At 70.8% G+C, this 25,353-nt stretch carries 20 protein-coding genes; 9 read left to right on the top strand and 11 right to left on the bottom strand.

The window, feature by feature from the left end:
- Nucleotides 1-47 precede the first annotated feature (47 nt).
- Complete coding sequence (gene ychF / locus ACQHII_RS17675) at nt 48-1,136, top strand: redox-regulated ATPase YchF (protein WP_019072727.1); 1,089 nt, start codon at nt 48-50, stop codon at nt 1,134-1,136.
- Between the two features lie 106 nt (nt 1,137-1,242).
- Here the strand turns inward: ychF and ACQHII_RS17670 are convergent, their stop codons facing one another.
- The 3 genes from ACQHII_RS17670 to ACQHII_RS17660 are packed head-to-tail and all read right to left on the bottom strand — an operon-like array spanning nt 1,243 to nt 4,906.
- Complete coding sequence (locus ACQHII_RS17670) at nt 1,243-1,593, bottom strand: hypothetical protein (protein ID WP_427920199.1); 351 nt, start codon at nt 1,591-1,593, stop codon at nt 1,243-1,245.
- Nucleotides 1,584-2,618, bottom strand: a complete 1,035-nt coding sequence (locus ACQHII_RS17665; protein ID WP_427920198.1) for a hypothetical protein — start codon at nt 2,616-2,618, stop codon at nt 1,584-1,586. Before ACQHII_RS17665 ends, ACQHII_RS17670 begins: the two co-directional genes overlap by 10 nt.
- Before the next feature lie 17 nt (nt 2,619-2,635).
- A complete protein-coding gene (locus ACQHII_RS17660) occupies nt 2,636-4,906 on the bottom strand; it encodes a glycoside hydrolase domain-containing protein (protein WP_427920197.1) in 2,271 nt (756 codons plus the stop codon).
- Nucleotides 4,907-5,280: 374 nt separating this feature from the next.
- Here ACQHII_RS17660 and ACQHII_RS17655 point away from each other — a divergent pair, with 374 nt between their 5' ends.
- From ACQHII_RS17655 to ACQHII_RS17645, 3 genes are all read left to right on the top strand, one after another.
- A complete protein-coding gene (locus tag ACQHII_RS17655) occupies nt 5,281-6,084 on the top strand; it encodes an AfsR/SARP family transcriptional regulator (protein ID WP_427920196.1) in 804 nt (267 codons plus the stop codon).
- A gap of 388 nt (nt 6,085-6,472) precedes the next feature.
- Nucleotides 6,473-7,891, top strand: coding sequence for an ATP-binding protein (locus ACQHII_RS17650; RefSeq protein WP_427920195.1), 1,419 nt, complete (start codon nt 6,473-6,475; stop codon nt 7,889-7,891).
- Entirely contained in the window at nt 7,888-8,094 is a 207-nt protein-coding gene (locus ACQHII_RS17645; protein ID WP_427920194.1) for a hypothetical protein, read from the top strand. Before ACQHII_RS17650 ends, ACQHII_RS17645 begins: the two co-directional genes overlap by 4 nt.
- Nucleotides 8,095-8,158: 64 nt before the next feature.
- Here the strand turns inward: ACQHII_RS17645 and ACQHII_RS17640 are convergent, their stop codons facing one another.
- Nucleotides 8,159-9,448 (bottom strand): M14 family zinc carboxypeptidase, encoded by a 1,290-nt coding sequence (locus ACQHII_RS17640; RefSeq protein WP_427925337.1) that lies wholly within the window; start codon nt 9,446-9,448, stop codon nt 8,159-8,161.
- 312 nt (nt 9,449-9,760) lie between these two features.
- Here ACQHII_RS17640 and ACQHII_RS17635 point away from each other — a divergent pair, with 312 nt between their 5' ends.
- Both ACQHII_RS17635 and ACQHII_RS17630 read left to right on the top strand, forming a co-directional pair.
- Nucleotides 9,761-10,447 carry a glycoside hydrolase family 11 protein gene (locus tag ACQHII_RS17635; protein ID WP_427920193.1) on the top strand — a complete coding sequence of 229 codons (687 nt, stop codon included), beginning with the start codon at nt 9,761-9,763 and terminating at the stop codon, nt 10,445-10,447.
- A gap of 23 nt (nt 10,448-10,470) precedes the next feature.
- A complete protein-coding gene (locus ACQHII_RS17630) occupies nt 10,471-11,175 on the top strand; it encodes a polysaccharide deacetylase family protein (RefSeq protein ID WP_427920192.1) in 705 nt (234 codons plus the stop codon).
- A gap of 24 nt (nt 11,176-11,199) precedes the next feature.
- Here ACQHII_RS17630 and ACQHII_RS17625 read toward each other — a convergent pair whose 3' ends face one another.
- The 3 genes from ACQHII_RS17625 to ACQHII_RS17615 form a co-directional block, all read right to left on the bottom strand.
- Nucleotides 11,200-11,814 carry a hypothetical protein gene (locus ACQHII_RS17625; protein WP_427920191.1) on the bottom strand — a complete coding sequence of 205 codons (615 nt, stop codon included), beginning with the start codon at nt 11,812-11,814 and terminating at the stop codon, nt 11,200-11,202.
- A gap of 42 nt (nt 11,815-11,856) precedes the next feature.
- Entirely contained in the window at nt 11,857-13,302 is a 1,446-nt protein-coding gene (locus ACQHII_RS17620) for an NAD(P)/FAD-dependent oxidoreductase (RefSeq protein WP_427920190.1), read from the bottom strand.
- Between the two features lie 68 nt (nt 13,303-13,370).
- A complete protein-coding gene (locus ACQHII_RS17615) occupies nt 13,371-13,787 on the bottom strand; it encodes an SsgA family sporulation/cell division regulator (RefSeq protein ID WP_427920189.1) in 417 nt (138 codons plus the stop codon).
- A 208-nt stretch (nt 13,788-13,995) separates the two neighbouring features.
- Here ACQHII_RS17615 and ACQHII_RS17610 point away from each other — a divergent pair, with 208 nt between their 5' ends.
- Nucleotides 13,996-15,501: a sigma-70 family RNA polymerase sigma factor gene (locus ACQHII_RS17610; RefSeq protein WP_427920188.1), complete on the top strand. Its 1,506-nt coding sequence runs from the start codon at nt 13,996-13,998 to the stop codon at nt 15,499-15,501.
- Here ACQHII_RS17610 and ACQHII_RS17605 read toward each other — a convergent pair.
- Both ACQHII_RS17605 and ACQHII_RS17600 read right to left on the bottom strand, forming a co-directional pair.
- Nucleotides 15,486-17,075, bottom strand: a complete 1,590-nt coding sequence (locus tag ACQHII_RS17605; RefSeq protein ID WP_427920187.1) for a hypothetical protein — start codon at nt 17,073-17,075, stop codon at nt 15,486-15,488. The genes ACQHII_RS17610 and ACQHII_RS17605 overlap by 16 nt on opposite strands.
- Nucleotides 17,076-17,129: 54 nt before the next feature.
- Nucleotides 17,130-18,041 (bottom strand): LysR family transcriptional regulator, encoded by a 912-nt coding sequence (locus tag ACQHII_RS17600; protein WP_427920186.1) that lies wholly within the window; start codon nt 18,039-18,041, stop codon nt 17,130-17,132.
- A gap of 99 nt (nt 18,042-18,140) precedes the next feature.
- Here ACQHII_RS17600 and ACQHII_RS17595 point away from each other — a divergent pair, with 99 nt between their 5' ends.
- The gene (locus ACQHII_RS17595; RefSeq protein ID WP_427920185.1) at nt 18,141-18,971 is read left to right on the top strand and encodes an oxidoreductase; all 831 of its coding nucleotides are present in this window, start codon (nt 18,141-18,143) and stop codon (nt 18,969-18,971) included.
- Nucleotides 18,972-19,117: 146 nt separating this feature from the next.
- On the top strand, nt 19,118-21,355 hold the full coding sequence (locus ACQHII_RS17590) for a DEAD/DEAH box helicase (RefSeq protein WP_427920184.1): 2,238 nt from the start codon (nt 19,118-19,120) through the stop codon (nt 21,353-21,355).
- Between the two features lie 7 nt (nt 21,356-21,362).
- On the opposite strand, the gene ACQHII_RS17585 is transcribed toward ACQHII_RS17590, so the two are convergent.
- On the bottom strand, nt 21,363-23,966 hold the full coding sequence (locus tag ACQHII_RS17585; protein WP_427920183.1) for a discoidin domain-containing protein: 2,604 nt from the start codon (nt 23,964-23,966) through the stop codon (nt 21,363-21,365).
- Between the two features lie 88 nt (nt 23,967-24,054).
- Complete coding sequence (locus ACQHII_RS17580; RefSeq protein WP_427920182.1) at nt 24,055-25,212, bottom strand: serpin family protein; 1,158 nt, start codon at nt 25,210-25,212, stop codon at nt 24,055-24,057.
- Nucleotides 25,213-25,353: the final 141 nt, after the last annotated feature.

Raw genomic sequence — 25,353 nt, 5'->3', positions numbered from 1 at the left:
GCGAGCCCCCATCGCTCTCACGCCTCTCACGTACGGGAAGTCGCAACGTGTCGCTCACGATCGGAATCGTCGGTCTGCCGAATGTCGGCAAGTCGACCCTGTTCAACGCCCTGACCAAGAACGACGTGCTGGCGGCCAACTACCCGTTCGCCACGATCGAGCCGAACGTCGGCGTGGTCGGCGTCCCGGACGCGCGCCTCACCAAGCTCGCCGAGATCTTCTCCTCCCAGAAGATCCTCCCGGCGACCGTCGACTTCGTCGACATCGCGGGCATCGTGAAGGGCGCGTCGGAGGGTGAGGGGCTGGGCAACAAGTTCCTCGCGAACATCCGTGAGTCGGACGCGATCTGCCAGGTCATCCGCGCCTTCAAGGACGAGAACGTCGTGCACGTCGACGGCAAGGTCTCGCCCAAGGACGACATCGAGACGATCAACACCGAGCTGATCCTCGCCGACCTCCAGACCATCGAGAAGGTCCTGCCGCGCCTCCAGAAGGACTCGCGCATCAAGAAGGACGTCGTCCCGAAGGTCGCGGCCGTCGAGGCGGCGAAGGAGATCCTGGAGAAGGGCGACACTCTCTTCTCGCAGGGCATCGTCCAGGGCTCGGGCAAGGAGGAACTCCTCCACGACCTGCACCTGTTGACGACCAAGCCCTTCCTCTACGTCTTCAACGTCGACGAGGACGAACTGGTCGACGAGGACTTCAAGACCGCCCAGCGCGCCCTGGTCGCCCCCGCGGAGGCGATCTTCCTCAACGCCAAGCTGGAGGCGGACCTCGCCGAGCTGGACGAGGAGGACGCGATGGAGCTCCTGGAGTCGGTCGGCGCGGAGGAGCCCGGCCTCGCCACCCTCGCCCGCGTCGGTTTCGACACCCTCGGCCTCCAGACGTACCTCACCGCCGGTCCCAAGGAATCCCGCGCCTGGACCATCAAGAAGGGCGCCACCGCCCCCGAGGCCGCCGGAGTCATCCACACCGACTTCCAGAAGGGCTTCATCAAGGCGGAGGTCATCTCCTTCTCCGACCTGGTGGAGATGGGCTCGGTCGCGGAGGCCCGCGCGAAGGGGAAGGCGCGGATGGAGGGCAAGGAGTATGTGATGCAGGACGGGGATGTGGTGGAGTTCCGGTTCAACGTCTGATCGAGTCCGTGACCTGCTCTCCTGTCCTGGAACAGTGAGAGCCCGGGAAAGGGCTCACCGCCAGAGGTGAGCCCTTCGGTTGCCCAGGTGATGCTCGGTCATCACGTCAGCCGGGTTGTTCCGCGGCGGCCGTCGCCCGACGATCGAACCAGAGCGCGATTTCGGCCACGGTGGTCACGATCAGCAGCACGAAGCAGCACACGAAGCCGATCAGACCGGCCTCCAGCCAGTAGATCCCACGCCAGTCCATGCACTCCAGGGCCGGTGAGCAGCCGACGGTTCCGGGGCTGATCTGCGGTCCCTTGTCGCGGTACCCGATGAGGAGACAGGACACCGAGACGACGGTCGCGGCGGACAGCAGAAACCACCGGATCCGCCGTGTTCCCCACCACGACAGGATCCAGCCGACGATGGTCACCGCGGGCAGGATCCACACATAACCACTGACTATTGCCACACGGCATCGGTCCGTGACATCGAGTTCCGGCCGGTCTGCCGTTGGGTGACGTGGTTGCCCGTGCCGATCAGTCCTACCAAGGGGTGCTTGATGGTCGGCAGATCGCCCGCCGGCTTCCGTGTCGTCACCTCCAGGCTCAGATCGAGCCGGTCACCGGACTTGAGCTTCACCGTTGTGCTCCACTTGGTCTCGAACAGCGATGTGGTCCGGGTACGCGAAAGGAGTCGTACCCCGGCGTCGTGCGCTGTGTGATTGAGCCGGGCGTCGGCGACTTTGACGTCGTTCACGATCTGGGGGTCCAACGCCACGGAGAAGGACGCGGTTGCGGGGACGGGGCCCGGCCCGACGCTCTGCACCGTGACCTGAACCGGATAGTAGTACCACCGCTTTCCGTTCCCCCACTCGTAGCGGCCCCAGACACCGCTGACCTCAAGGCCCCATGGTGTGGCGACGCCGCCGAACGTGCTCGGCCGGTGCGGCTGAAGGCTCCGCCGACCGCTCGCCTTCGCGTTCTTCCGGCTCACGGCGGCGGTCGCGTCCGCGGGCCCGACGACGAGATCGCGCGGGTAGAGCACGGGGTAGGCGGTTCCCACGACGACCACCGGATCACTGCCCGCGGCGACGGTTTCGGCCAGGGTGACCGTGCAGGTCGCGAGCGTCGTCCTGGGGTCGGTGGTGATCGTGCTCGTCGTGCGCAGCCGGCGGTCCTCCACGGTGGCCACCGCGGCGGGCAGCGGGGAGTAGAGCCGGGGGTCGTAGGTGACGGTCACTTCGGTCCCGGCCGGAAGACTCGCGCCCGCGTGCTGGACCTGTACGGCCAACTGTCTGGGGAACGCCGCCGGTTGGACACCGACGCCCGGAAGGACCGCGACCGGGCTCGCGCCGACCGGCACCAGCACCACGTCCGAGGCCGCGGAATCGGCCCACGCCGGTCCGCCCAGACCGGCGACGGTGACGGTGGCGACGCCCAGAGTCAGCCCCCCGAGAGCCAGGACCTGCCGACGGGTGACCTGCGGATCGTTCATGTCACGTCCTCGATTCGTCATGAGCAGTACTGGAGGATGGCGTCGCGGAATGCCGCCGCCACACCACCGATCGCGTCGGCGGACATGAATTCGGGAGAGGGACAGGTCACCGATCCGAACTGGTCGTACCAGAAGGCTCCTCGGATGGCGGCCATCTCGGCGGTGCCGCGGACCATCGCGTTCACGGCCGCCGTGCCCAAGGTGTCGGACGAACCGCCGAACCGGAGCGCGTAGAACGCCTTACGCCGTGCGACGGAGGCGGCCGACGACGCGTAGTTCGCCTTGAACGCCGCGGACAGTGTCTGGCTCGAGTCCTGCAGGGCGCCGTGGCCCAGGATCCAGGCGTCGATATCGGCGAGGACATCGGCGAGCGAGAAGTAGGTGCCCTCACCTTTGGCGCCGATCAGACCGGCGGCGTAGTCGTACGCCTGGTCGTCGGACAGTCCGCTCTGGTGGAACTGCCCCAGCACGCTGACGAGATCGCCGCCCCAGGTCCCGAAGTCCGCCAGGTTGGCCGATGTGAGGTCGTCATCGAGACCGGTGGTGATGACGGCGCCGTAGGACGCGCCGAAGTGGGCCACGTCGGAGTCCCACAGCAGGTCGGGGTCGCGCAGCGGGCTGGCGAACGGTTCGTCGGGATAGGCGTTCACGAAGTCGACGAAGTCCTGGTCGAGCGAGCCGAAGGTGGTGTCGGCGCCCGTGAACTCGTAGAGCCCGTCGCGCGCCCGGAGGTACTGCGCGACCAGTTCGGGCGCTGACCGGGAGGTGTGCCCCTGGTCGATCCACTGGCCGGCCCTGGCTTCCAGCCAGATCAGGTACGTGTAGAAGCCGTCGTTGGGATCGCGCGGCCGGGTCACGCTGTCGACGCCCAGATCCCGGCCCGAGACGATGTCGTTGTCGATCTCCACCGCGCCGCTGGTGCCGGGGGCCAGCGTGAAGTCCTTGATCTGGTCGAACGCCCAATTGTCCGGGAGCGGGTAGCCGAGATTGCCGCTGTAGCCGGTCGACATGCCGCTGACGAAGCTCCGGGTGGTGAGGCCCTCGGCCGCCAGGCGGATACAGGTGTTCCGGCACCCGTACACACCGATCGCGTACAGGCTTCCGTACGCGCCCACCCCGTCGTTGATGCCCTGGAAGTGCGGGATGATCACGCTGGTGATGTCCGCGTCGGTCGCGTCGAAGTCGACCGAGAAGTAGATGACCGTGCCGTAGGGGATACCGAAGTCCATCGCGGCTCCGGCCGCGTCGTTTCCGGCCGCGACCCCCAGTTCGTGGCCGAAGTCGGTGATCACGTTGCCCTCGTCCTGATAGATCGGGAAGAGGGACAGGCCGTTGTCGAAGATGAGGGCGATCTCGGAGTTGGTCAGCACCTTGCTCGTGCCGCCGATGAGGTAGCGGCCGACTGTCGAGTAGCCGTTGTCCTTCACCGTCTGGATCGTCGTCGCGTTCAGCGGATACATGCAGTCGAACGCGGTGCCCTTGCGGTCCGGGTCCCCGGTCGACACCAGCAGCGACATCCAGGTCTCGTAGTCGGCGGCGCCGTTGGCGTCCAGCTCGCAGAACTGCTGGAAACGCATCACCGTGTAGGCGAGGTCGGAACCGAACGTGCCGCCGCCGTCCCCCCAGTGCGCGTCGAAGTTGTTGAACGTGAGGGCACTCTGGAACAACCGGACCCAGCCGGCCGACCCCGAGTCCTGCGAGCCGCTGGACACATAGGCGGTCGTCCGGAGCGCCCCTTCGGTGGTCGGTCCGATGGAGCCCGTCACCTGACTGTCCGTCAGGCCCATCTGGTACTGGATGCCCAGCACCAGGGCCTGCTGGACATTGCGGGAGAAGTGCCCGTCGCACGGTCCGATGAAGAACTGGCCCTTCTGGTAGTACGCGCTGTTGAGCCACTGCTGGCAGGTCCGGATCGCGTCGGAGCCGCCGGCCGTGATCACGTACGCGTCCATGGTCAGCAGTGCTTTGAAGACCTTCGGCTCCACGTCGTAGAGCTGGCTGTCCGGGTCCGGCGGACCCGGCAGGCCCATGTCCGCCACCAGAGCGGTCAGACCGGCGCCGGTGTCCACGTTGAACCCGCCGTCGATGTCGCCGCCGCTGTAGCCCTTGCAGTAGAGGGCCGCCTCCGCGATGGTCCGCATGTTTATGTTGGCGGAATCGTGCCCGACCGGGCCGTACGCATTGAGATCCGCCCAGGTCGTCGGCCCGAAGTTGTCGGACAGCGCGGTGATGCCGAGTTCGTGCTGGAGTGCTCGGGTGAGGCAGTAGATCGTCTCCCAGCCGGTCATTCCGTTCTCGGTGCACGGGTTGTAACCGGATACGCCTGTGTATGTTGCATTGACCCATTGCTGGGCCTTGAGAACCATTTGATCCATAGGATGGCCCTTCTTGGTTCCGGTGACCGGACGCCCAAGAAGATGTCAGGTGGCGCCATCGCCTTCCCATCGCCTTCCCATCGCCACTCCATCACCAGGTCATCGCCGGGTCACAGGGAGTGGATGTGCATGCGGTCCCCAAGGCGGCCTCAAAGGGCCATAAAGAGTCGTGCTCAGACGCAACAAAGGAGTCTGCGACACCTACACTTTCAAACGCGCGGCAGCAGCATTCTGTTTGTTTCCTGTGAAGATTCTCGCACCCGCTCTTTTATCGGAAGGGATGGTCGATGCCCGACTTCGGGATTCTCGGGCAACCGTATGCCGAGCCCCTCCGGTCCAGCATCGGCGTTAATCGCAGGCGTGAATGGATCATTCTTTCCGCCTTGATGACACGACCCAACTCCTTTATTTCCACGAATGCGCTCATCGACGCGATGTGGGACACCGACCCGCCGCGGACGGCACGCGAGCAGGTGATGAACTGCCTCGGCTCCATCCGGCGGGCGATCACGGCGTCGGGCGCCGCCGATATGCGTCTCGACCGGGTCCGGGACGGGTGCGTCTTCGGCGTCGACGCCGAACGGATCGACCATGTCGTGTTCTCCCGGCTCCACGCGGAGGCGGAGTCGGCGAAGGCGCTCGGGCGGGTCGAGTCCAGCCTCGGCCTGTACGAGCGCGCGCTGGCGCTGTGGCGCGGCGGCGTGTACGACGGGCTCGATGTACCGAGTCTGGCCTCGCACGCGGCGGCGCTGGAGGAGCAGCAGGCGATCGCGGCCGAGGAGTACTTCGCCCTGTCGATCGCGACCGGTCGCGGTAGCGGGGTGATTCCGCGCCTTCTGCGGCACGTCGGGGAGCATCCGCTCCGGGAGCGCGGAGTCGCCCTTCTGATGTCGGCGTTGCACGGCGAGGGCCGGACCCATGACGCGCACGCGGTATACGCGCGCCTTGCCCGTCGGTTGGGGGAGGGACTCGCGATCGGGCCGGGCCGCGAGGTTCGCCAGGCCCTGGACGCGATCCTCGACGGCACGGTTCCGCTCCCCGCTCCCGGGGCTGACGAGTTCTCGGATGCCGAGCTGGGCGCTCCGTCCTGAGACGGTGGCTCTTGGGCGGTCGCTCCGACGGGCACCGGGGCGCGACTCCGAAGGGTCAAGGTTGCTGAGACCGGGGAGCGCGAGATGCGGCCGGAGTCGGGGGTGATCTCCCTGATCGGTGTACGCGCGTGCCATCGGAGGTGTGCCGACGGGCGTACTGGATGCGCTGGATCAGTCCCCACGGTGCTGGACCGGTGCTGGATGCGATCACTCGAAGGAGCATTTCCGCAGGTGGGAGCCCTGTGGCGAACGTTCCGGTTCAACGTCTGAGCGAGTGACGTAGTCGCCCCAAACCCCGGCTTTATCCGCACGGTCGATCACCTCCGCTCCACGCTAACGTCTATGTTAGTAACATCGTCGTTAGTTTCATGGGTGGAGGTCGGAGGACATGGTGGACTTCGTAGGCCGTCGCGAGGAGCTGGCGACGCTGGAGCGGGAGCTGCGGAAGGTCGCGGCAGGGGTCGGCGGGGAGCGGCCCGGTCGGTGTGTGATGTTGCGCGGGCGGCGCCGGGTGGGGAAGTCGCGGCTGGTCGAGCGGTTCGCGGAGCGCTCCGGAGCCCCGTTCCTGTTCTACGCGGCGACCGGTGCGGCCCCCAGGGACGATCTGGCGCGGCTGGCCCGGGACGCTCAGGCGTCGACGCTGCCGTTGGCCGGGCTGGTGGCCGCCGCGCGGCCGGAGAGTTGGGACGCCGCGTTCGACGTGCTGGCCGCGGCGCTGCCCGCCGACCGGGAGAGCGTGCTGGTCATCGACGAAGTGCCGTACCTGATGGATGCCGATGGCGCCTTTGAGGGGATGTTGCAGCGGGCCTGGGATCGGGTGCTGGAGACCAAGCCGGTGCTTCTGGTCCTCATCGGCTCCGATCTGTCGATGATGGAGGCGCTGAACAGCTACGGGCGCCCCTTCCATCAGCGCGGCCGGGAGATGGTGCTGGGAGCACTCAACCCCGCCGAGGTGGGACAGATGCTCGGGCTGGATCCGGCGGAGGCTTTCGACGCTGCCCTGATCACCGGCGGGCTGCCGCTGATCTGCGCCGAGTGGCCGAGCGGCGCAGGGCTGTGGGACTTCCTCGGCGAGGCCTTGAGCGATCCGGTCTCGGCCCTGCTCGTGTCGGCCGAGCGCTCGCTGGCTGCCGAGTTCCCCCCGCAGGCCCAGGCGCGGACGGTGCTGGCGGCCATCGGCAGTGGTGAGCGGACCTTCACCAACATCGCCCGCGCGGCCGGCGGGATCGGGGCCACGCCGCTGCAGCGAGCCCTGGAACTGCTCACGGACAAACGGATCGTCGCTGGGGAGCTGCCTGTCTCGCCGCGTCCGTCGAAGGACCGCCGCTACCGGGTGACTGATCCCTACCTGCGGTTCTGGCTGCACTTGCTCGGCCCGTCCATGGAGGAGATCGAGCGGGGGCGGGGTGATCTGACCTTGGCGCGCATCCGGGAGAACTGGACCAGCTGGCGCGGCCGGGCGATCGAGCCGCTGATCCGCGAGGCGCTCGCCCGGATACTGCCCGACGCTCAACTGCCCGCAGCCCCCGCGGTGGGCGGCTACTGGACCCGCACCAACGACGTCGAGATCGACATCGTCGGGGCGGACCGCGCCCCCATCGCCAAGGAGCTCCTCTTCGTCGGCTCCATCAAGTGGCTGGAGCAGTCGCCCTTCGACCGGCACGACTTGGCCGCTCTCCACCGACACCGGGCCGCCCTCACCGACGAACCTGTTCCAGTCGTCGCGGTCTCGCGCGGTGGAGTCGACTGTCCGGGGCTCGACGCCGTCTATGGTCCTGACGACTTGCTGACGGCCTGGCCGCTGTGAGTGGCGGATGGCAGGTCTACTTCGCCCTGGGCCTCACCCAGGAGGAGCAGGCCGTAGACCACCGTCCGCTGGGCGACACCCTGGCCCGCGCGATCTCCGCGACGACCCACCCCGCGCTGCACCGCGTGGCCGGACATCTCGCACCGGGGTCCTTCGACGAGCCGTTCGAGTTCGGGGTGGAGGCGATTCTCGCGGGGCGGTGAGCGAAGCGGATCGGCGAGCAGGGCAGGGCAGAGCAAGGCAGGGCGGATCGGCGAGGGGTGCTGGTCACCGCAGGGTCTTCAGCGCGCTCTCGGCCGCGGCCAGCACCGTGCGGGTCTGGTGCTCCACCTGGTCGCGCACCGGCACCCGGCGCACCCGCAGGGCCCGTTCGAGGTCGGTGCACCACGCGGTGCAGAGCTCGTCCAGTTCGCGGTGCAGCCTCGGGGCGGCCGGGTCCTCCGCCGCCTCCAGGAGCCGTAGCAGAAGGCCCGCCGCGCGGATGGGCTGGCGGCGGGCCACGATGTCCAGGGCCGAGACCTGGGCGGTCGTCAGGTGGCGCGGATCGTCGGGGTGCGTCGCGGCGGCGGCCTGCCGGGCGAGCGGTTTCCAGGACTCGGCGACCATGTCGTAGAGGCCGTCGGCCATCCACTCCAGTACGCGTCTGAGCGGGTCGTCCTGGGCCGACGGCAGGAATCCGCGCGCCTTGTGGAGGATGGCGGTCACCTGTCGGCCGCCGTCCAGCACCAGTTCGGCCAGCTCGCGCAGGGTGTGGTCGGCCGCCGGGTACGGGGTCGTGTCCGCGGCCAAGTCCGTTGCGCACATGGGGACTTCGACGATCGCGGTGACACCGCCGTAGCGCAGGGGCGCGCACCACGTGGACAGCCCGATGTTCTCCGACCCGGCCGCCAGCCGGCCCGTGCTGTCCGGCGGGGGCAGGACGTAGACGGCGGGGCTCGGGTTCTCCCAGTACAGGGCGTCGTACGTGCCGTACTGGAGCGGGATGCCGAGTTCGTCGGCGGATGCCCGGAAGGGTGCGGCCAGTTCGGGCAGGTCGCTTGTCAACTGGACCCAGCTGCCGCCCACATCGGTGCTGTGCAGCGAGCACTGGAGGAACGGCCGTAGCCCGTCGATGAGTTGGAACAGCGCGCGGCTCTCCGGGAGCGGGTGCGAGACGATCGGGGCCCACTCGGGCTGCTCCGCGGCGACCGGGCGGAAGGCGGTGCCGTAGTAACTCTTCAGAGTGGAAGCGGAGTTGCTGCTCAGGGCCGCGCCGTCCGGGTCCAGGCACAGCACGATGTCCCAGGTGACGAGGGCGGGGTCGGTCGCCGCCGACAGCCGCTCGCCGCGGGCGATCCGCTCCGCCAGGGTGAGCGCGGTCGCGCCGCCCACCGGTTCGTCGGGGTGCGGTCCGGCGACCACCAGGACATGGCGCGGCCCGTGCCCCACGGACAGCATCAGGATCGGCCGGCCCGCGCGGGACGCCCCGATCCGGCGCAGTCGTACGGTCCCCGGAAACCGGGAGACCAGCAGCCGGGCCGACTCGGTGACCTCCGCGACGGTGGGGTAGCGGTCCATCGGGCTCGGCGGGTCGGTCGCCGCCTCCCGCGCTCTCGCCGCCATGTCGTGTCCTTCCGGTGGACGCTGTGGAACTCACGGTTTTGACGTGCTCCTGCCAGGGTTTGCGTAGGGGGTGACCGTTGTCAACGACTGCTCCCGCCGATTCTTCGAAACATTCGCTCGAAACATTCGGACATTCGGGCAGGTGATCCACTCTGTGAGTGATATGCGTCTTGCCGTTGATCTCACCTGCCAACATGTCGGCGAATATTTCGAATCTGGAACCGAAACTATTGACAGTTGACAGGGACGTACCAACACTGACGCGGCATGGACCACACACCCGCACGCACGACAAACCGCTTACGGCTGTCAATCAGCGGCGCCTGCGCCCTGCTGCTGGCCCTCCTCGCGGCGATGACCCTGCCCGGCACCGCGAGTGCCGCGACGGTGATCACCACGAACCAGACCGGCACCAACAACGGCTACTACTACTCGTTCTGGACCGACTCCCAGGGCACGGTCTCCATGACCCTCAACTCCGGGGGCAACTACGGCACCACGTGGAGCAACACCGGCAACTTCGTGGCAGGCAAGGGCTGGAGCACCGGCGCCCGCCGGACCGTGACGTACTCGGGCAGCTTCAACCCGTCCGGCAACGGCTATCTGTCGCTCTACGGATGGACGTCGAACCCGCTCGTCGAGTACTACATCGTCGACAACTGGGGCACCTACCGGCCCACGGGCACGTACAAGGGCACCGTCACCAGTGACGGCGGCACCTACGACATCTACAAGACCACGCGGTACAACGCCCCCTCGGTGGAAGGCACGAAGACCTTCGACCAGTACTGGAGCGTCCGGCAGACCAGGCGCACCGGCGGCACCATCACCACCGGCAACCACTTCGACGCCTGGGCCCGCGCCGGAATGCCGCTGGGCAGCTTCAGGTACTACATGATCCTCGCGACCGAGGGCTACCAGAGCAGCGGGAACTCCAACATCACGGTGGGCTGAGCCAGTTCGGAAGGACACGTCACATGAAGTCCGCACCGCACTTCTCGTCACGACCCCGGTCGGCCAGGCCGGCCCCCACGCTCGCCGTCGCCGCGCTGATCGCCGCGAGCACCCTCGCCGTAGGCGTCAACACCCCGGCACAGGCCGTCACTTGCGGCGGCTATGTCGGCCTCACCTTCGACGACGGCCCGTCCGGCAACACCCCCGCCCTCCTCAACGCGCTGAAGCAGAACAGCCTTCGGGCCACGACGTTCAACGAGGGCCAGTACGCGGCCACTTACCCGGCGCAGGTCAGGGCCGAGGTCGCCGCCGGCATGTGGGTCGGCAACCACAGCTACACCCACCCGCACCTCACCCAGCAGACCCAGGCGACGATCGACTCGGAGATCTCCCGGACCCAGCAGGCCATCGCGGCCGCGGGCGGCGGCACGCCCAGACTCTTCCGCCCGCCGTACGGCGAGACCAACGCGACGGTGAAGGCCGTAGAGGCCAAGTACGGTCTGAAAGAGATCATTTGGGACGTCGACTCCCAGGACTGGAACGGCGCGACCACGGATGCGATCGTCGCCGCGGCAGGCCGCCTCACCGCCGGCCAGATCATCCTCATGCACGACTGGCCGCCCAACACGGTCGCGGCGATACCGCGGATCGCGCAGGGGCTGGCGGCCCGGGGGCTGTGTGCGGGGATGATCTCGCCGGGGACCGGCCGCGCCGTGGCACCCCAATAGGGCCGCCGACAACCCTGCGAGTCCCTACACCTGGGGCGCGGGCGGAGCGAGGGCCGCGCTGATCTCGGGAGTGACCGGGTGTCCGGCGAGGACGTGGCGGACGGCGTCGAGGGGTACGGGGCGCTCGTAGTAGTCCTCGAAGTGGGCCCGGACGGTCTCGGGGGAGCGGTCGGTGAGGAGGTGGAAGAGGGAGTCGGAGCCGTCCGGCTGCTCGTTGCCGGCGGGGAATTCGATGGCTGGGCCGGCGCGCCAGGCGGTGTCGCCGGTCTCGCGCCACAGGCAGGCGGTGACGGCGACAGGGGAGGCATCGTCCAGGAGCGGGCGCAGTGCGGCCGGCACGTCGTCGACGACGCCGGGCCAGACCTCCTCGTCGTCCGTCCTGTACGGGCTCATCTCCGACTCGTGGTCGAAGCCGAGTACGAGCACACCGGCCGCGGTGAACAGGACGGTGAACTCGTCCCCCGAGCCGTTGTCCATCCGGGCCGCCTCCTCCCCGGGGCCCCAGTCCGGGTGGAAGGTGTACTGGCAGTACTCCTCGTCGTCGCCGATCGTGCCGTCCAGGACGGCCAACGCGCGCAGACGGACGCGGAGTTCGGCGGGCTCGGGGAGGAGGACGGCGGTGTCGTGCACGGTGCTCATGACGTCATGGAACCAGCCGCCACTGACAATCCGGCGCCCGGCCTACGCGGCGAGCCCGGGCAGCGCGATACCGGCGTCCGCCAGCAGTCGTCGCTCCTCGGCCGTGAACGTCGGCCCGTCGAGCTGCGGCCGCAGCGGTCCGAGCAGCGCGGCCGTCAGGACGCCCGGCCGGAGCAACGCCGTCCCCGGCGACCGGAGCGTCAGGACCTCCGTCATCGCCGTCGCCACGTGGTACGAGCCCGTGGCGGTGTGGGAGAGGCGGCTGACGTAGCGCTGGAGGAGGCGGTCGGGTGGGCCCGCGTTCCTGCCTGTTGTGGTCGTGTAGTGGATGTCCTGGCCGACGGCGAGGCTCCAGGCGAGTTCGACGGGGGCGGCGATGGCCCGCTGGGCTGCGCGGGACAGGCCGCGGCCGAGGCCCAGGGCGGAGAGTTGGGTGCGCAGGGCTACGGCGCCGAGGGCCGCCACCGACATGCCGTGGCCGTAGACCGGGTTGAACGCGGCCACCGAGTCGCCGAGGGCGATCAGGCCCTCGGGCCAGGACTTGAGGCGTTCGTAGTAGTGGCGGCGGTTGACCGTGCTGTGAGTCATGACGACGTCGGTGAGTGGCTGCGCGTGGGCCAGGAGGTCGGCGACGAGCGGGTGGCGGAGGGTGCGGGCGTAGTTCTCGAACTCGGCTGCGTCGCGCGAGGGTTGGCCGCCCGGGGTGCCCATCAGGCTGACGTGCCAGCGGCCGTCCTCGATGGGGACGATGCCGCCCGCGCGGCCGGGTTCGCCGCTGCGGGGGTCGGCCTGGACGCTGATCAGGGGCCAGTTCCGGGTGGAGACGGGGGCGCGGTAGATACGGCTGGCGTAGGCCATGCCGGAGTCGATGCGGGCCTCGGCCGGTGCGGGGACGCCCAGTTGGGCCAGCCAGTGCGGAGTGCGCGCCGCCTTTCCGGAGGCGTCGACGACCAGGTCCGCGGTCAGCTCGCTCTCGGTGCCGTCGGCCGCGCTCAGCCGTACGCCGGTGACCCGGCGCGAACTCCCCAGCAGGGCAGTGACCTTGGTGCGGGGGCGTACGCGGATGCGCGGGTCCTTCAGTACCTGCCTGCGTACGACGAAGTCGGTGAGGTCCCGGCTCGCGGCGATCAGGTAGTGGCTGTCCCGCCGCCAACGGCGGTACCAGCCCTCGGGGGAGAACAGGACCATGTTGGTCGTCATGGGCACACGGTTGGCGCCCGCGGCGAGGAGGTCGTCGATCGTGCCGGGGAGGAGGTCGTCGATCGCGTCCGCCCCGCCCGACAACAGGACGTGGAAATGCGCCGCTTGGGGCACGCCCGGGCGTGACTCGGGGCCCTCGGGCAGGTCGTGCGCCTCGATGATCTCGACCGTGTCGACGTGGTCCCGGACCGCGGCCGCCGCGAGCATGCCGGCGAGACTTCCTCCGACGACCACGGCACGGGTCGACGTCCGGGACACCTGGGGAAGCCGTTGCGGCGATTCACTCATGGGGCGACGATAACAATCTCAATTCGCCTGCCACGGAGGGAAGTTGGGGCTCTGTCCGGCCCCTCCCGTCACGCGCCGTCGAGGAGCGAGGCGAGGCCCCGGTCGAGGGACGGGCCCAGGGCCTCCCGGCCGGGTTCGGTCACCCGGTAGGTGCGGCGCAGGAAGTGGTGCAGGGCGACCGAGTCGAAGCGGATCATCGCCATGCCCTCCGCCGAGTGGAACTCGACCGCCGTGTGGGCGGGGCCGTACGGCCTGATGTGTACGTTGCCCATCCCGGCGGGGGTGTCCAGGCCCTCCTCCAGCAGTGCCCGCGCGAAGGTCCACGTCACCTTCTTGCCGTCGAGCGATATCCAGGCGGGGAAGAGAAGTTGGACGGCGAAGGGGTCGCCGGAGGAGTAGCGAAGCGTGACCGTCACGGCCAACTCCTGGTCGTCGTCGGCGATCAGGCGGGCGCCGGTGGGCTGTTCCAGGGTGATGGGGCTCATGGCGGTCTCCGATTCGGGCGGGGGCGGCGGCCGTTGTGCCGACACACCCTCCTTGATCACGCGGAGGGGCCTTTGATTACGCCATCACGCGAAGTGATTTATGTGACCTGTGTCACCTTGTGGAACGTCTGCAACTTTAATTGAAAGTTTTGCCATCTAGGGTACGAACCCTTGTCCCCGCCCCACTGGCAACTGGAGCGTTGCTGCCATGAACGACGGCCCCACCGCGGCGTACGCCCGGATCTACGAGGAGCAGCAGCCGCGCCTCGTCGCCTACGCCCGCTCGCTCACCCGTAACACCTGGGTCGCCGAAGACCTCGTCGCCGAGGCGCACTTCAGGGTGTGGCGCAGGCTGTCCGCCGGGCACGAGATCGACAACGTGCCGGCGTACCTCATGACCACGGTGAAGCATCTCGCGAGCGCGGCGGGGGGCGCGGCACGCGAGACGCCGCTCGATCCCGAGGTCGGCGAGCGGGTCGGCGCGCAACGGGTGCACGACCAGGTCCACGGGGGCGATCCGGCCGAGCAGGTGTCCTCGACAGACCTGCTGGTGCGGGTACTTGAGCAGTTGCCGGAGCGCTGGGTCAAGGCGCTGTGGCTGGCCGAGGCGGAGGGGCTGCCGCTGGCGGCGATAGGACCCCAGCTCGGCACCAAGCAGGGGGCCACGGCCGTACTGCTGCACCGCGCGCGGGAGGGCATGCGGCAGGCGTTCCTGCGTGCGCAGACCGGCGCTCCGGACGATCCCGCGTGCCAGGTGCACTGGGCGCGGATGCCCGCGTATGTGCGCGGCGGCGCCACCGAGCGGCAGTCCGAACGGCTCCTCGGCCATGTCGACGCGTGCGACGACTGCCGGGCCCGGCTCGCCGCCCTGATGCGCGCCAACGACCGGCTGCCCGCGCTCGTGGCACCGGCCCTGCTGGTGTTCGTGCTCGGCGGCGCGGGCAAGTTCCTGCTGGCCTTCGGCGCGGGGTCCGCGGGCGCGGCCACCGCGGCGGGCGGGCACGGCGGAATTCTGCACGGCGTACGGCACGTGGCAGCCGGCGCCTCCAAGACGCAGGTGGGGGCGGCGGTCGGCGCGGCCGTCGCGGGCGCCGTCGCGGTGATCGTCGTCCTCGGTGGCAGCGACTCCGCCGAGGTCCCGGTGGCGAAGGGTCCGGTGGCCGAAGTCCCGGTCTCCCAGGCGCCGGTGGCATCGCAGCCGGGGGCGGGGAAGCCCACGAAGACGCCGGGCGACGGCGGCGGTTCCATAGCACCCGCACCGGACGGGTCCGTAACCGCCGTTCCTCCGGCCGTACTTGGGGAGAGTGGACCCGGGACGGTCGTGGTGCCGGTGGGGGGCAGCAGCCCAACACCCGTTCCTACGACCCCGGTTGAGACGCCGACTCCTGCGCCGACGCCGACGCCTACGCCCGTGCCCACGCCGCCCGTGACTCCGGAGCCGACGCCGACTCCGACGCCGCCGGCTTCCACGGATCCTGAGCCGACGCCCACGGAGCCGACACCCACCTACCCGGCTCCGAGCGACCCCGTGAAGAAGCCCCCGAAGCCCCCGAAGCCCACGAAACCGGAGCCCACGACCCCGTCCGTACCGTCACCGGAACCCTCCGTGGTGGCCCCGACTCCCGCCGACCCGACGCCTGTTGAGACGCCGGGCGGCGGTGACCGCCTCTGTGGCCGGGCTGCGACGGCCGATGCGGATCAGCCGATCGCGTAGGCGCGGTAGACCGTCTCCGTCGACGTACCGCCGGTGGAGTCGGTCACCTGGGAGCGCAGGGCGACCGCGCCGGACGCCGGGTTGTGCACGGCGGCCTTCCAGGAGGACCCGGAGCGGGTGACGGAGACGGCCTTCCAGGTCGTGCCGCCGTCCGAAGAGGCCCAGACCTTCAGGGACTTGACCGTCGTCTTGGTGAACTTGACGTCCGGACCCTGGGATCCGCGGCCCGCGCTGACGGTGACCGACGTGACGCTGCTCGCCTTCGCCCGGTTGCGGCTGTCGAGACCGGTCGGCAGGAAGCGGGTCATGAAGACGGGGGCGACCACCGACTTGGCCGGGTCGGCCTTGAACCGCCAGTCGAGCGTGACGCGCGACGACAGCATGCCGGACGGGAAGGTGATGCCCGGGCGGTAGCGGTGGGCGTCCACGGTCAGCCGGTAGGTGCCGGCCGAGGTGATGCGGGCGGCGAAGGCGTCGCTGGAGTTGCCCCAGTTGGTCAGGGTCTGCTTCTTGACGGTGGTGCTTCCCTTGGACAGGACCACCGTCTCCTTCGTCGGGTCGGCGCCCCAGACACCCACGTCCGGGTCGCCGATCAGCGCGTCCGGGATGAAGTTCACGGACTTCTGCCAGACCATCGGCAGGTAGTGCATGGGGCCCCATGCGGCACGCCCGAAGGACTGGGTGAAGCTCTGCCCCGCCTTCAGCGTCCTGGCCGCCGGGAAACCGCCGCTGACGACATCGCCGTTGTTCGCGATCACGTCGCCGCGCGGCTGCCAGGTCCCGGGCGTCACATGGACCGTGGCGCTGAACGGCGCGCTGTCGTCGCGGACTTCGGAGTACAGGTCGGTCGTGCAGTCGTCGGTCTTGGGTGCGGCTTGGACGGCGGTGTCGTTCTGGGTGCCCATCTGCGTCCCGGCGCGCACCGAGAACCGCAGCGCCGCCAGCTGCGACCGCTTGAACGAACCGCCGGGCGCGGCCGGGATACCCGTCGTCTTCTTGACCGCGACGTAGCTGTCGGTGCCCGACCACTGCGCCATGTACGCGAACTGGAGCAGCTTGGAGGAGTTGGGGATGGCGTAGAGGGCCCCGGCGTCGTTCCAGCCGCCCGCACTGTACGCGGAGGGCATGTCCATGGTGCCGGCGCACACCTGCGCGCTGATCCGGGCCGGTCCCGTCACATCGGCCGGGGTGTCCAACGACACCTTCACGGCCTTGCCCTTGCGGGCGTCCAGGGTCACGGACCTGGCCCCCGACACCGACACGACCTGCGCGCCGATGGTGTCGGTGCCCAGACCGTCCGTGGCGCTCTCGTAGATGTCGGTCATCGCGAGGTACTTGCCCGCGGGCAGGCTGAGCTTCTTGCCGGACTTGACGGTGCGCCGCTCACCGGACGACGCGTTGACGACGGTCACCGTCGTCGCCACCTTCGCGCCGTGCCGCCCCAGCGTGGTCACGGTCAGCGAGCCCGACGCGGCCTGCGCGGAGGCGGCGGGAACGAACAGCGGTGCCAGCATGGCCACCCCGACGAAAGCGAACGACGCGCGTCTTCCGCGTCCGGTACGACCTGCGCTCATGACAACCCCCTACGACCCGAACTCCCCAAAGCCGACTCATAGTAGCCACGCGCCTCACCCCCCGCTCCTGACCCCCCGGCAAGCCTCCGCGTACGCCCTCACCAGCGGCTGTCCGCCGTTCTCGCGCCGCCACGCGAGGGCGTACTGGCTCGGCGACAGACCGCGCACCGGGCGGGTGGTGACACCGCCGAGGGTGATCAGATGCGCGTTGCCCGTGGCCACCAGGCAGATGCCCAGACCGGCGACCAGCGCCTCGTACGTCTCCTCCGTGCTCGCGATCTCCGCCCCGATACGCGGGGGACGGCCGCCGCGTTCGGCGAGGGCGAGCCAGTGGTCGCGCAGCGGGCCCGCGTCGGGCGGCAGGGCGAGGAACGGTTCGTCGACGAGGTCCGCGAAGTCCACCTCCGCGCGGGCGGTCAGCGGATGGGTGTCCGGGAGCGCGACCAGGCGGGGCTCCTCGGCGACCACCGTCCAGTCGTAGCGCTCCGCGTCGGGCAGCGGCAGCCAGACGAAGGCGACGTCCGCGCCGCCGTCCGCGAGCCCCGCCGTCGGATCGTCCCAGCTCACCTGCCGCAGCCGTACGACCGCCTCCGGACGCGCGGCCGTGAAGCGGGAGCGGATCGCGGGCAGCAGGCCGCCCCGGCCGGGGCTGGTGCTCATGCCGACGACCAGGGTGCTGCGCTCGGCCGCGCTGACCTCCGCCAGCGCGGACGCGCCCTCCGCCCAGAGGGCCAACACCCGTTCCGCGTACGGCAGGAGAGCCGTGCCGGCCGGGGTGAGCGTCACGGCCTGCCGGTCGCGGCGGAACAGCTCGGCGCCCAACTGCCGCTCCAGCGCCCGGATCTGCTTGCTCAGCGCGGGCTGCGACACGTACAACCGCTCCGCCGCGCGCGTGAAGTGCAGTTCCTCGGCGACCGCGACGAAGTAGCGCAGGTCCCGTACATGGACGTCCATCGTCATAGCCATCGGTTATGAGCTTAGGTCTTGGACGCGTCGCAGGGGGCGGGAGCAGGCTGGTCCGCAGAGGGCAACACGGATCTCGAACGGATCTCAGAGGGAGACGTCATGAACAAGGTGTGGCTCGTGACCGGCGCCAGCAGCGGGTTCGGGCGGGCGATCGTCGAGGCCGCGCTCGCCGCCGGTGACGTGGTGGTCGGCGCGGCCCGGCGGCCCGAGGCGCTGGACGACCTGGTGGCCGCCCACCCCGACCAGTTGGAGGCGCTGCGCCTGGACGTCACCGACACGGAGGCGGCGGAGGCGGCCGTACGGGACGTGGTGGCGCGGCACGGGCGGATCGACGTCCTCGTCAACAACGCCGGCCGCACCCACGTCGGGGCCTTCGAGGAGACCACCGAGCAGGAGCTGCGGGACCTGTTCGACCTGCATGTCTTCGGGCCCGCCGCACTCACGCGCGCGGTGCTGCCGTCCATGCGGGAGCGGCGCTCGGGGGCGATCGTGCAGATGAGCAGCATGGGCGGGCAGATGTCCTTCGCGGGCTTCTCGGCGTACAGCGGAACGAAGTTCGCGCTGGAGGGACTGTCCGAGGCGCTCGCCGACGAGGTCGCCGAGTTCGGCATCAAGGTGCTGATCGTCGAGCCGGGCGCCTTCCGGACCGCCCTCTTCGACACGAGCCGGGCCGGGGTCAGCGCCGACAGCGGTGTGTACGCCAAGGTGACCGAGACCCGCGGCTTCGTCTCCGGCGGCGACGGCGGCCAGGCCGGCGACCCCGCCAAGGCGGCGGCCCTCATCCTCGCCGCCCTCGACGCCGAGGACACCCCGCTGCACCTGCCCCTGGGCGACGACGCCGTCGACGCCGTGCTCGGCCACCTCGACCAGGTGCGCGGCGACATCGCGGCCTGGGAGAAGCGGACCCGGGCGACGGGCTTCGACGCCTGAGGGACAGCGGGTGAGACGCGGGACGGACGGTCGGTCCGACGCCTGACGGACGGCCGGGAACCCTTGGCCCGCCTGGTCCCGTCCCCGTTGTCAGTGGCGGATGCCACGATGGACGCACGACGGGACACATGCGAGCGGGGGGTGACATGGAGGGGGAGTTTCCGCGCGGCGGGCGGCAGATCAGGGAGCTGTGCTCGCGGGGGACGAGGTTGTACGACGTGGCGCGCGCCCTGCGTGCCGACCACACCCGCGCCCTCGACACCGTCCGCTCCGCGCTGGAACCGCTGCGGGCCGAACTCGTCGCCCAGGAGCTGGAGTCCATCCCCGTCGGCAGGCTGAAGGACGTCACCGAGGGGCGGCTGCGGCTCGGCGCCGTGGAGGCGGCGGGGCTCACCTCCGTGCGCGCGGTGCACAAGGCGAGCCGGTACGAACTGCGGCAACTGCCCGGTGTGGGACAGCAGACCGCCGACCGCGCGCTCGCCGCCGCCCGGCAGATCGCGCGGGCCGTCGGGGAGACCGTCTCCGTCCGCATCGACGCCGACGACCCCGACCCCCGCACCACCGCCCTGGTCGTCGCTCTGCAACGGCTCGTCGAGGCAGGACCCGAGCTGCGCCGCGCGCTGGACGCGGCCACCCGGCTCGACGAGCGGCTCGGCGCGCTGCTCCCGGTGGCCCGGCCCGCCACCAGCAGGCTACTGATGGCGCTCGCCGGTCGCGGGCGGAGGAACCGCGCCCTCGCGGCGGTCGCCGAACTCCACGAACTCGTCACCGACGCCACCGCCCGGGACGTACCGCTGCTGATCGCCCAGGCCTCCACCGACCTGCTGCGCCCGCCGGTCTCCGAGATCGAGGCCCTGGTCGACTTCGAGCTGCGGTCCGCCGAGTACTACAGCCAGCTCGCCGAGGTCGACGGCCAGTTGCCGGACCACGCGGCGAGCGAGGGCTTCCTGCCCTCGGAGCTGGCCGAGCGCGTGCACGCCCAGCAGCTGGACGACACCCACCGGAGGGTCTCGCTGCGCGGCTACCAGTCGTTCGGCGCCCGGTTCGCGCTCGCCCAGCGCCGGGTCGTCCTCGGGGACGAGATGGGACTCGGCAAGACCATCCAGGCCATCGCCGTACTGGCCCATCTCGCGGCCGAGGGGCACAGCCACTTCCTGGTGGTCTGCCCGGCCGGCGTGCTCATCAACTGGACCCGCGAGATCGGCGCCCGCAGCACCCTGCGCGCCCTGCCCGTGCACGGCCCGGACCGGCAGGAGGCCTACGGAGAGTGGCGCGAGCGCGGTGGAGTCGCGGTCACGACCTTCGACACGCTGCACACCCTGCCCACGCCCGAGAGCAGGAAGTCAAAGCTCTGGAAGCCCAAGGGCGAGGCCCCGCCCGGCCCCACCCCGGGCATCCTCGTCGTCGACGAGGCCCACTACGTGAAGAACCCGGACACCCGCCGCACCAAGTCGGTCGCGCTGTGGACCGAGCACTGCGACCGCGTGCTCTTCCTGACGGGCACGCCCATGGAGAACCACGTCGACGAGTTCCGCACCCTCGTCCGCCACCTCCGCCCCGAACTGCTGCCGACGGTCCGGGGCGGCACCGCGGCGGCCGGACCGCAGGCCTTCCGCAAGTCCGTCGCCCCCGCTTACCTCCGCCGCAACCAGGTGGACGTCCTCACCGAACTGCCCGCCCTGGTCCAGGTCGACGAGTGGGTGGAGCTCGGCGCCGCCGACCGCGAGGCCTACGACCGCGCGGTCGGCGCCGGGAACTTCATGGCGATGCGCCGGGCCGCCTACGCCGACGCCGAGAAGTCGGCGAAGCTCCAGCGCCTGCGCGAACTGGTCGCCGAGGCCGCGGAGAACGGCGCGAAGGTGGTGGTCTTCTCCTACTTCCGGGACGTGCTGACCACCGTCCGGCGCGCACTGGACGGACCCGGCATGCGCGTGACCGGGACGATCTCCGGAAGCGTCCCGGCCCTCCGCAGACAGCAACTGGTCGACGAATTCACCCAGGCCCACGGCCACGCCGTGCTGCTCGCCCAGATCAGCGCGGGCGGGGTCGGCCTCAACCTCCAGGCCGCCTCCCTGGTCATCCTCTGCGAACCCCAGGTCAAGCCCACGGTGGAGCACCAGGCCGTGGCCCGCGTCCACCGCATGGGCCAGATACGCACCGTCCAGGTGCACCGCATGCTCGCCACCGACAGCGTGGACGACCGGCTCCTGACCATCCTCAAGAACAAGGACCGCCTCTTCGACCGGTTCGCCCGGCGCAGCGACCTCGCGGACGCCACGCCGGACGCGGTCGACATATCGGACGCCACCCTGGTCCGCCGCATCGTCGAGGAGGAACAGCAACGGCTGGCGGCCGAGGCCAACTGCCCCCTCAAGGAAGGCTAGTTGGCCGTCACGAGCGCACGTCGAGCTCGGCGAGCGCGGCACCCGTACCGCCGCGCACGGTGACACGGACGTATCGGGCGGGCGTCCCGTTCGGGGCGTGCCACGCGCGGCCGTCCGCCGAGGCCTCGACCGTGTACGACCCCGGCCGCTTCGTCCACGTGGGCCGGACCGTCCCGACCCGCACCGGGCGGCCCAGGTCCACGGTGAGCGAGGCGCGGTCGGCGCCCGGGGACCAGGTGGTCGCGGGGCTGCCGTCCACGGCGGCCTCCGGATAGCGGCCGGACTCCGAGGAGGTCGCCGTCGCAGGGTGGCAGCGGGCCAGGTCGGTGGTGGGCGTGAGATCGGGCCGCCGGGTCTTCAGGGTGACCGTGCCGGAGAGGGTGCGGCGGCCCTCGGGGGTGTCCAGCACGAAGGGCGCCCCGGAGCGCAGCCGTACGGTCGTCGTCCTCGCGCCGATCGCGATGTCGTACGTACGACCGCGCCAGCGCAGGCCCGACAGGCGGACCCCGTCGGAGAGTTGGGGCGGCAGGCTCGGGTCGAGGTGGAGGGTGTCGGGGCGCAGCCGGAGGCCCGTCAGGCCGTGGGTGAAGACCTGGAGGTAGCCGCCCTTGCCGGTGAGGAAGTCCTGCGCGGGGGAGCCGGCGAGCGGGTCCGACGCGCCCGCCTTGTCGCCGCGCGACTCCGAGAAGAGGGCGAACGGGCCGCGGGCGAAGGGCTGGTAGGCCCGCCGGAGGTAGGTGTACGCGGCGCAGCCGGGCTCGCCGACGGCCGCCGCGTCGATCGCGTGGACGGCGTCGGTCATGGCGGGGCCGTCCGGGTCGGTGCGCTGGGCGTAGTAGTCGAGGGTGGCGGCCCCGGCACCGGCCGGCATCGGCCACTCCAGCGGGTAGATCAGCAGCACGGTGTCGGCCTGCTTGATCTGTGAGCCGTTGTAACCGTCGTACTGGAGGAAGATCTTGCGTTTCGGGTCGTAGGGGATGCGGAGGTGGTCGGCGATGGTGAGCCAGTCGGCGGGGGCGGGCCGGCCCAGGGAGTGGGCCGCTTCGGTGGCGGCGCGGAGGGCGGTGGCGGCGACGGCGTTGGTGTAGACGGCGTCGTTCACGCCGTTGCTGTACTCGTCGGGGCCCGCGACCTCCCTGATGGAGTAGGACCCGTCGGTGTTCTTTGTGACGCGTGAAGTCCAGTACTGGGCAAGGCCGTTGAGGAGGGGCCGGCCTTCGGCGCGGAGCCAGGTGCGGTCGCCGGTGGCGAGGTAGTACTGGCTTGCGGCGAGGGCGATGTCGCCCTGGAGGTGGTTCTGGGTGAGGCAGTGCGGGGGCTGCCAGCTCTGGCACTCGTTCCACAGCAGACCGCGGCTCGCGCTGGTCCAGGGGAAGAACAGGCCCTTCACCGCGGTCTTCGCGGCGTTCTCGGCGGCGGCCGTGCGGGTGCGGTAGCGGTAGTCGAGGACCGGGCGGGCGAGGTCGGGGTGGGCGGCCAGCAGGGACGGGAACATCCAGGTCTCGGCGTCCCAGAAGATCATGCCCGCGTAGTTGTCGCTGGTCAGCCCTGCGGGCGCGATGCTGTTCCGGGCGCCTTGGCGCAGCGCGGACAGCAGCCCGTACTGGGCGGAACGGGCCCAGAGTTGCAGGTCCGGATGGCCCGGCACCTCGATGTCCGACGACCACAGCGCCCGCCACGCGGCGGTGTGCGCGGCGAGCAGCGCGTCCCAGCCGCGCCGCGCGGCCCGCCCGGCGGCGTCCCGGGCGGCGGCCCGGGGATCGCGCGAGGTCAGTGAGGTGTCGACGCCGACGAACTTGGTCGCGGTGTAACTACGGCCGGAGCGCACGGACAGGACCGCCGTCTGGCTGGCACTCAACTTCCCGTCCCGGGCCGCGCGTTGACGCCGCCCGGGCACGTCCAGCACGGAGGCCAGGGCGCCGTCCACCCCGGTCCCGTCCGTGCGGAACGCGACGCCGATGGTGTGCGCGCCCGCCGGGCCGCCGGTCGTCTGGGTGACCCGGCGGGCGCCGCGGCCGTCGAGGCGGTCGGTGAGGGTGAGTTCGCCGTCCCAGTGCGGGGTCACGCGCAGATGTACGGCGCCGGTGTGCTCGCTGTCGCGGGAGGTGAGGACGTCGTAGACCAGGTCGGTGCGGCGGCCGTCCTTGGTCGTCCAGGTGAGGGACGTACGGACGTAGCCGCAGCGCAGGTCCAGGGTCTGGCGGTACCGCGTGATCCGGCTGCCGCCGCCGTACGTCTCGGCGCCCGACGTCACATCGAGGCCGGTCCAGGTCGGGAGCGCGGCGAGGGCCTCGCGGCCGGCGGTGTTCGCGGGGCCCCGGGCATAGAGGCCGGAGACGAACGCGCCGTCGTAGCGCGGGGTGTAGAGCGGCCAGCCGGTCTTCTCGCCGGACGCCGCGTAGCCCGCGCCGGCGGGCGGGACCCGGGTGCCGAGATAGCCGTTGCCGACGTACGGGTGGTAGGTGTCGGCCGGGTCGATCCGGGTGGCCGAGGGCGTCCAGCCGCCCGCCCCGCAGCCGTCGCGGGGGAGGGGCGCGGCGGACGCCGGGGGCAGGGGGAGGAGCAGGGCGGCGGCGAGGAGCGGGAGCAGCAGACGGGGTGGCTTGGTCACCGTTCGACGATGGGGCGCGGCGTGGGGTGGGGGCGGGAAACGCGCGGGGGATTACCACGTACGGGGCGCACCCGGCCCCGAGCCCTCCCTACCCCTGATACGGCAGCGGCTCGGTCACCCACCCCGCTGTCAGGACGAGACGTGACTCGCGGTGTACGGCCAGGAAGCCGAAGGGGCGGTCGAAGCGGGCCGTGACGATTGTCGTCGTGCAGCGGAGATCGGGTCGGGAACCGGCGCCGTAGCGGGGCGCGACCGCGGTCACCGCTCCCGCGCGGAAGCCGAGCGCGCCGAACTGTGCCACCGCCGACTGCTCGGCCTTCCCGACGGCGAGCGGGTCGGGGCTGATGCCGGGGAAGTGGCCGTCGCCGGTGTCCATGGCCGTGGTGAGCCCGAACAGGCCGTGCCGGTCGAGGAGATCGTGCCGCGCGCCGATGTCATAGGCCACCGTCGTCACGGACAGCTCCGGCGGTCGCGGTGTGGCGCACCGCTGTTGTTCGACGCGCAGGCCCGGTCCCACGTCGCCGTAAGGGAGTTGGCCGCTGGGGACCACGGTGACCTGGTGGGCCAGCGCGGCGACGCCCGTGCCCAGCACCTGGCCGGGGGTCATCCGCTGTTCGCCGAGCAGGAGATGGACGTCGATGCCGTTGTCGCCGGGGACCTTCAGCTCGGTGACGTAGCCGTGCGGGCCGTTCGTCACGCCGGCCCGGTCGAGGCGGACGCCGGTGCGGCGCAGGCCCGCGAGGCGTCGCCCCTGCCAGGGGCCGGCGTCCGGGCTGAGCGGCAACTCCTCGAAGGGGCGCGGCCATTCGGTGCGCAGCGCGAGCGCGCTCGCCAGCACCATCACCACGCCCGGGTCCAGGGCGATCGGCATCCGCTCGATCAGCCCGCCCGTCCGCTCGGCCGCCCACGCGTCCAACGCCCGCTGTCCGGCGGGGAGATCGTCGGTGAGGACTCCGTGCGTGCCCGCGGGCAGTCCGCTCCGCCACTCCTCGCGCAGGGCCAAGTCGTGCCTGGTCCACAGGCCGAGGGCGGAGCGCAGTCCGGGCATCGACCCCATCGTGGTCAGCAACTCCCGTGCGGCGGGGGCGGCTTGGTCGGCGGGCAGGCCCACCGCGTCCGCGAGTTCCGCCCGCGCTGCGCCCCACGCCCCGTCGGCTAGGAACGCGAGCAGCGGCCACACCCCGGCCGCCGAGAACACCGTGCCACCGGTCGCCGTGTCCGCCCAGCGCGCCGTCAGCCGGTTCACCGCGTCGACGGTCCCCCCGACCGCCGTCCCCCCGACCGCCGTGCCCTGAACCGCCGTTCCCCGGACCGCTCCCAATTCCGCCCCCGTCCGTGCCGTAGCGCAAGATCGCGCACGTGAAGGCTATCTTCGCCGCCCCGGCAC

It is taken from the genome of Streptomyces sp. cg40, assembly GCF_050320165.1.
In the GTDB taxonomy this organism is placed as follows: domain Bacteria; phylum Actinomycetota; class Actinomycetes; order Streptomycetales; family Streptomycetaceae; genus Streptomyces; species Streptomyces hokutonensis.
Note: the sequence above shows the minus strand (reverse complement) of the source record. Positions and strands in the feature narration are given on the sequence as shown.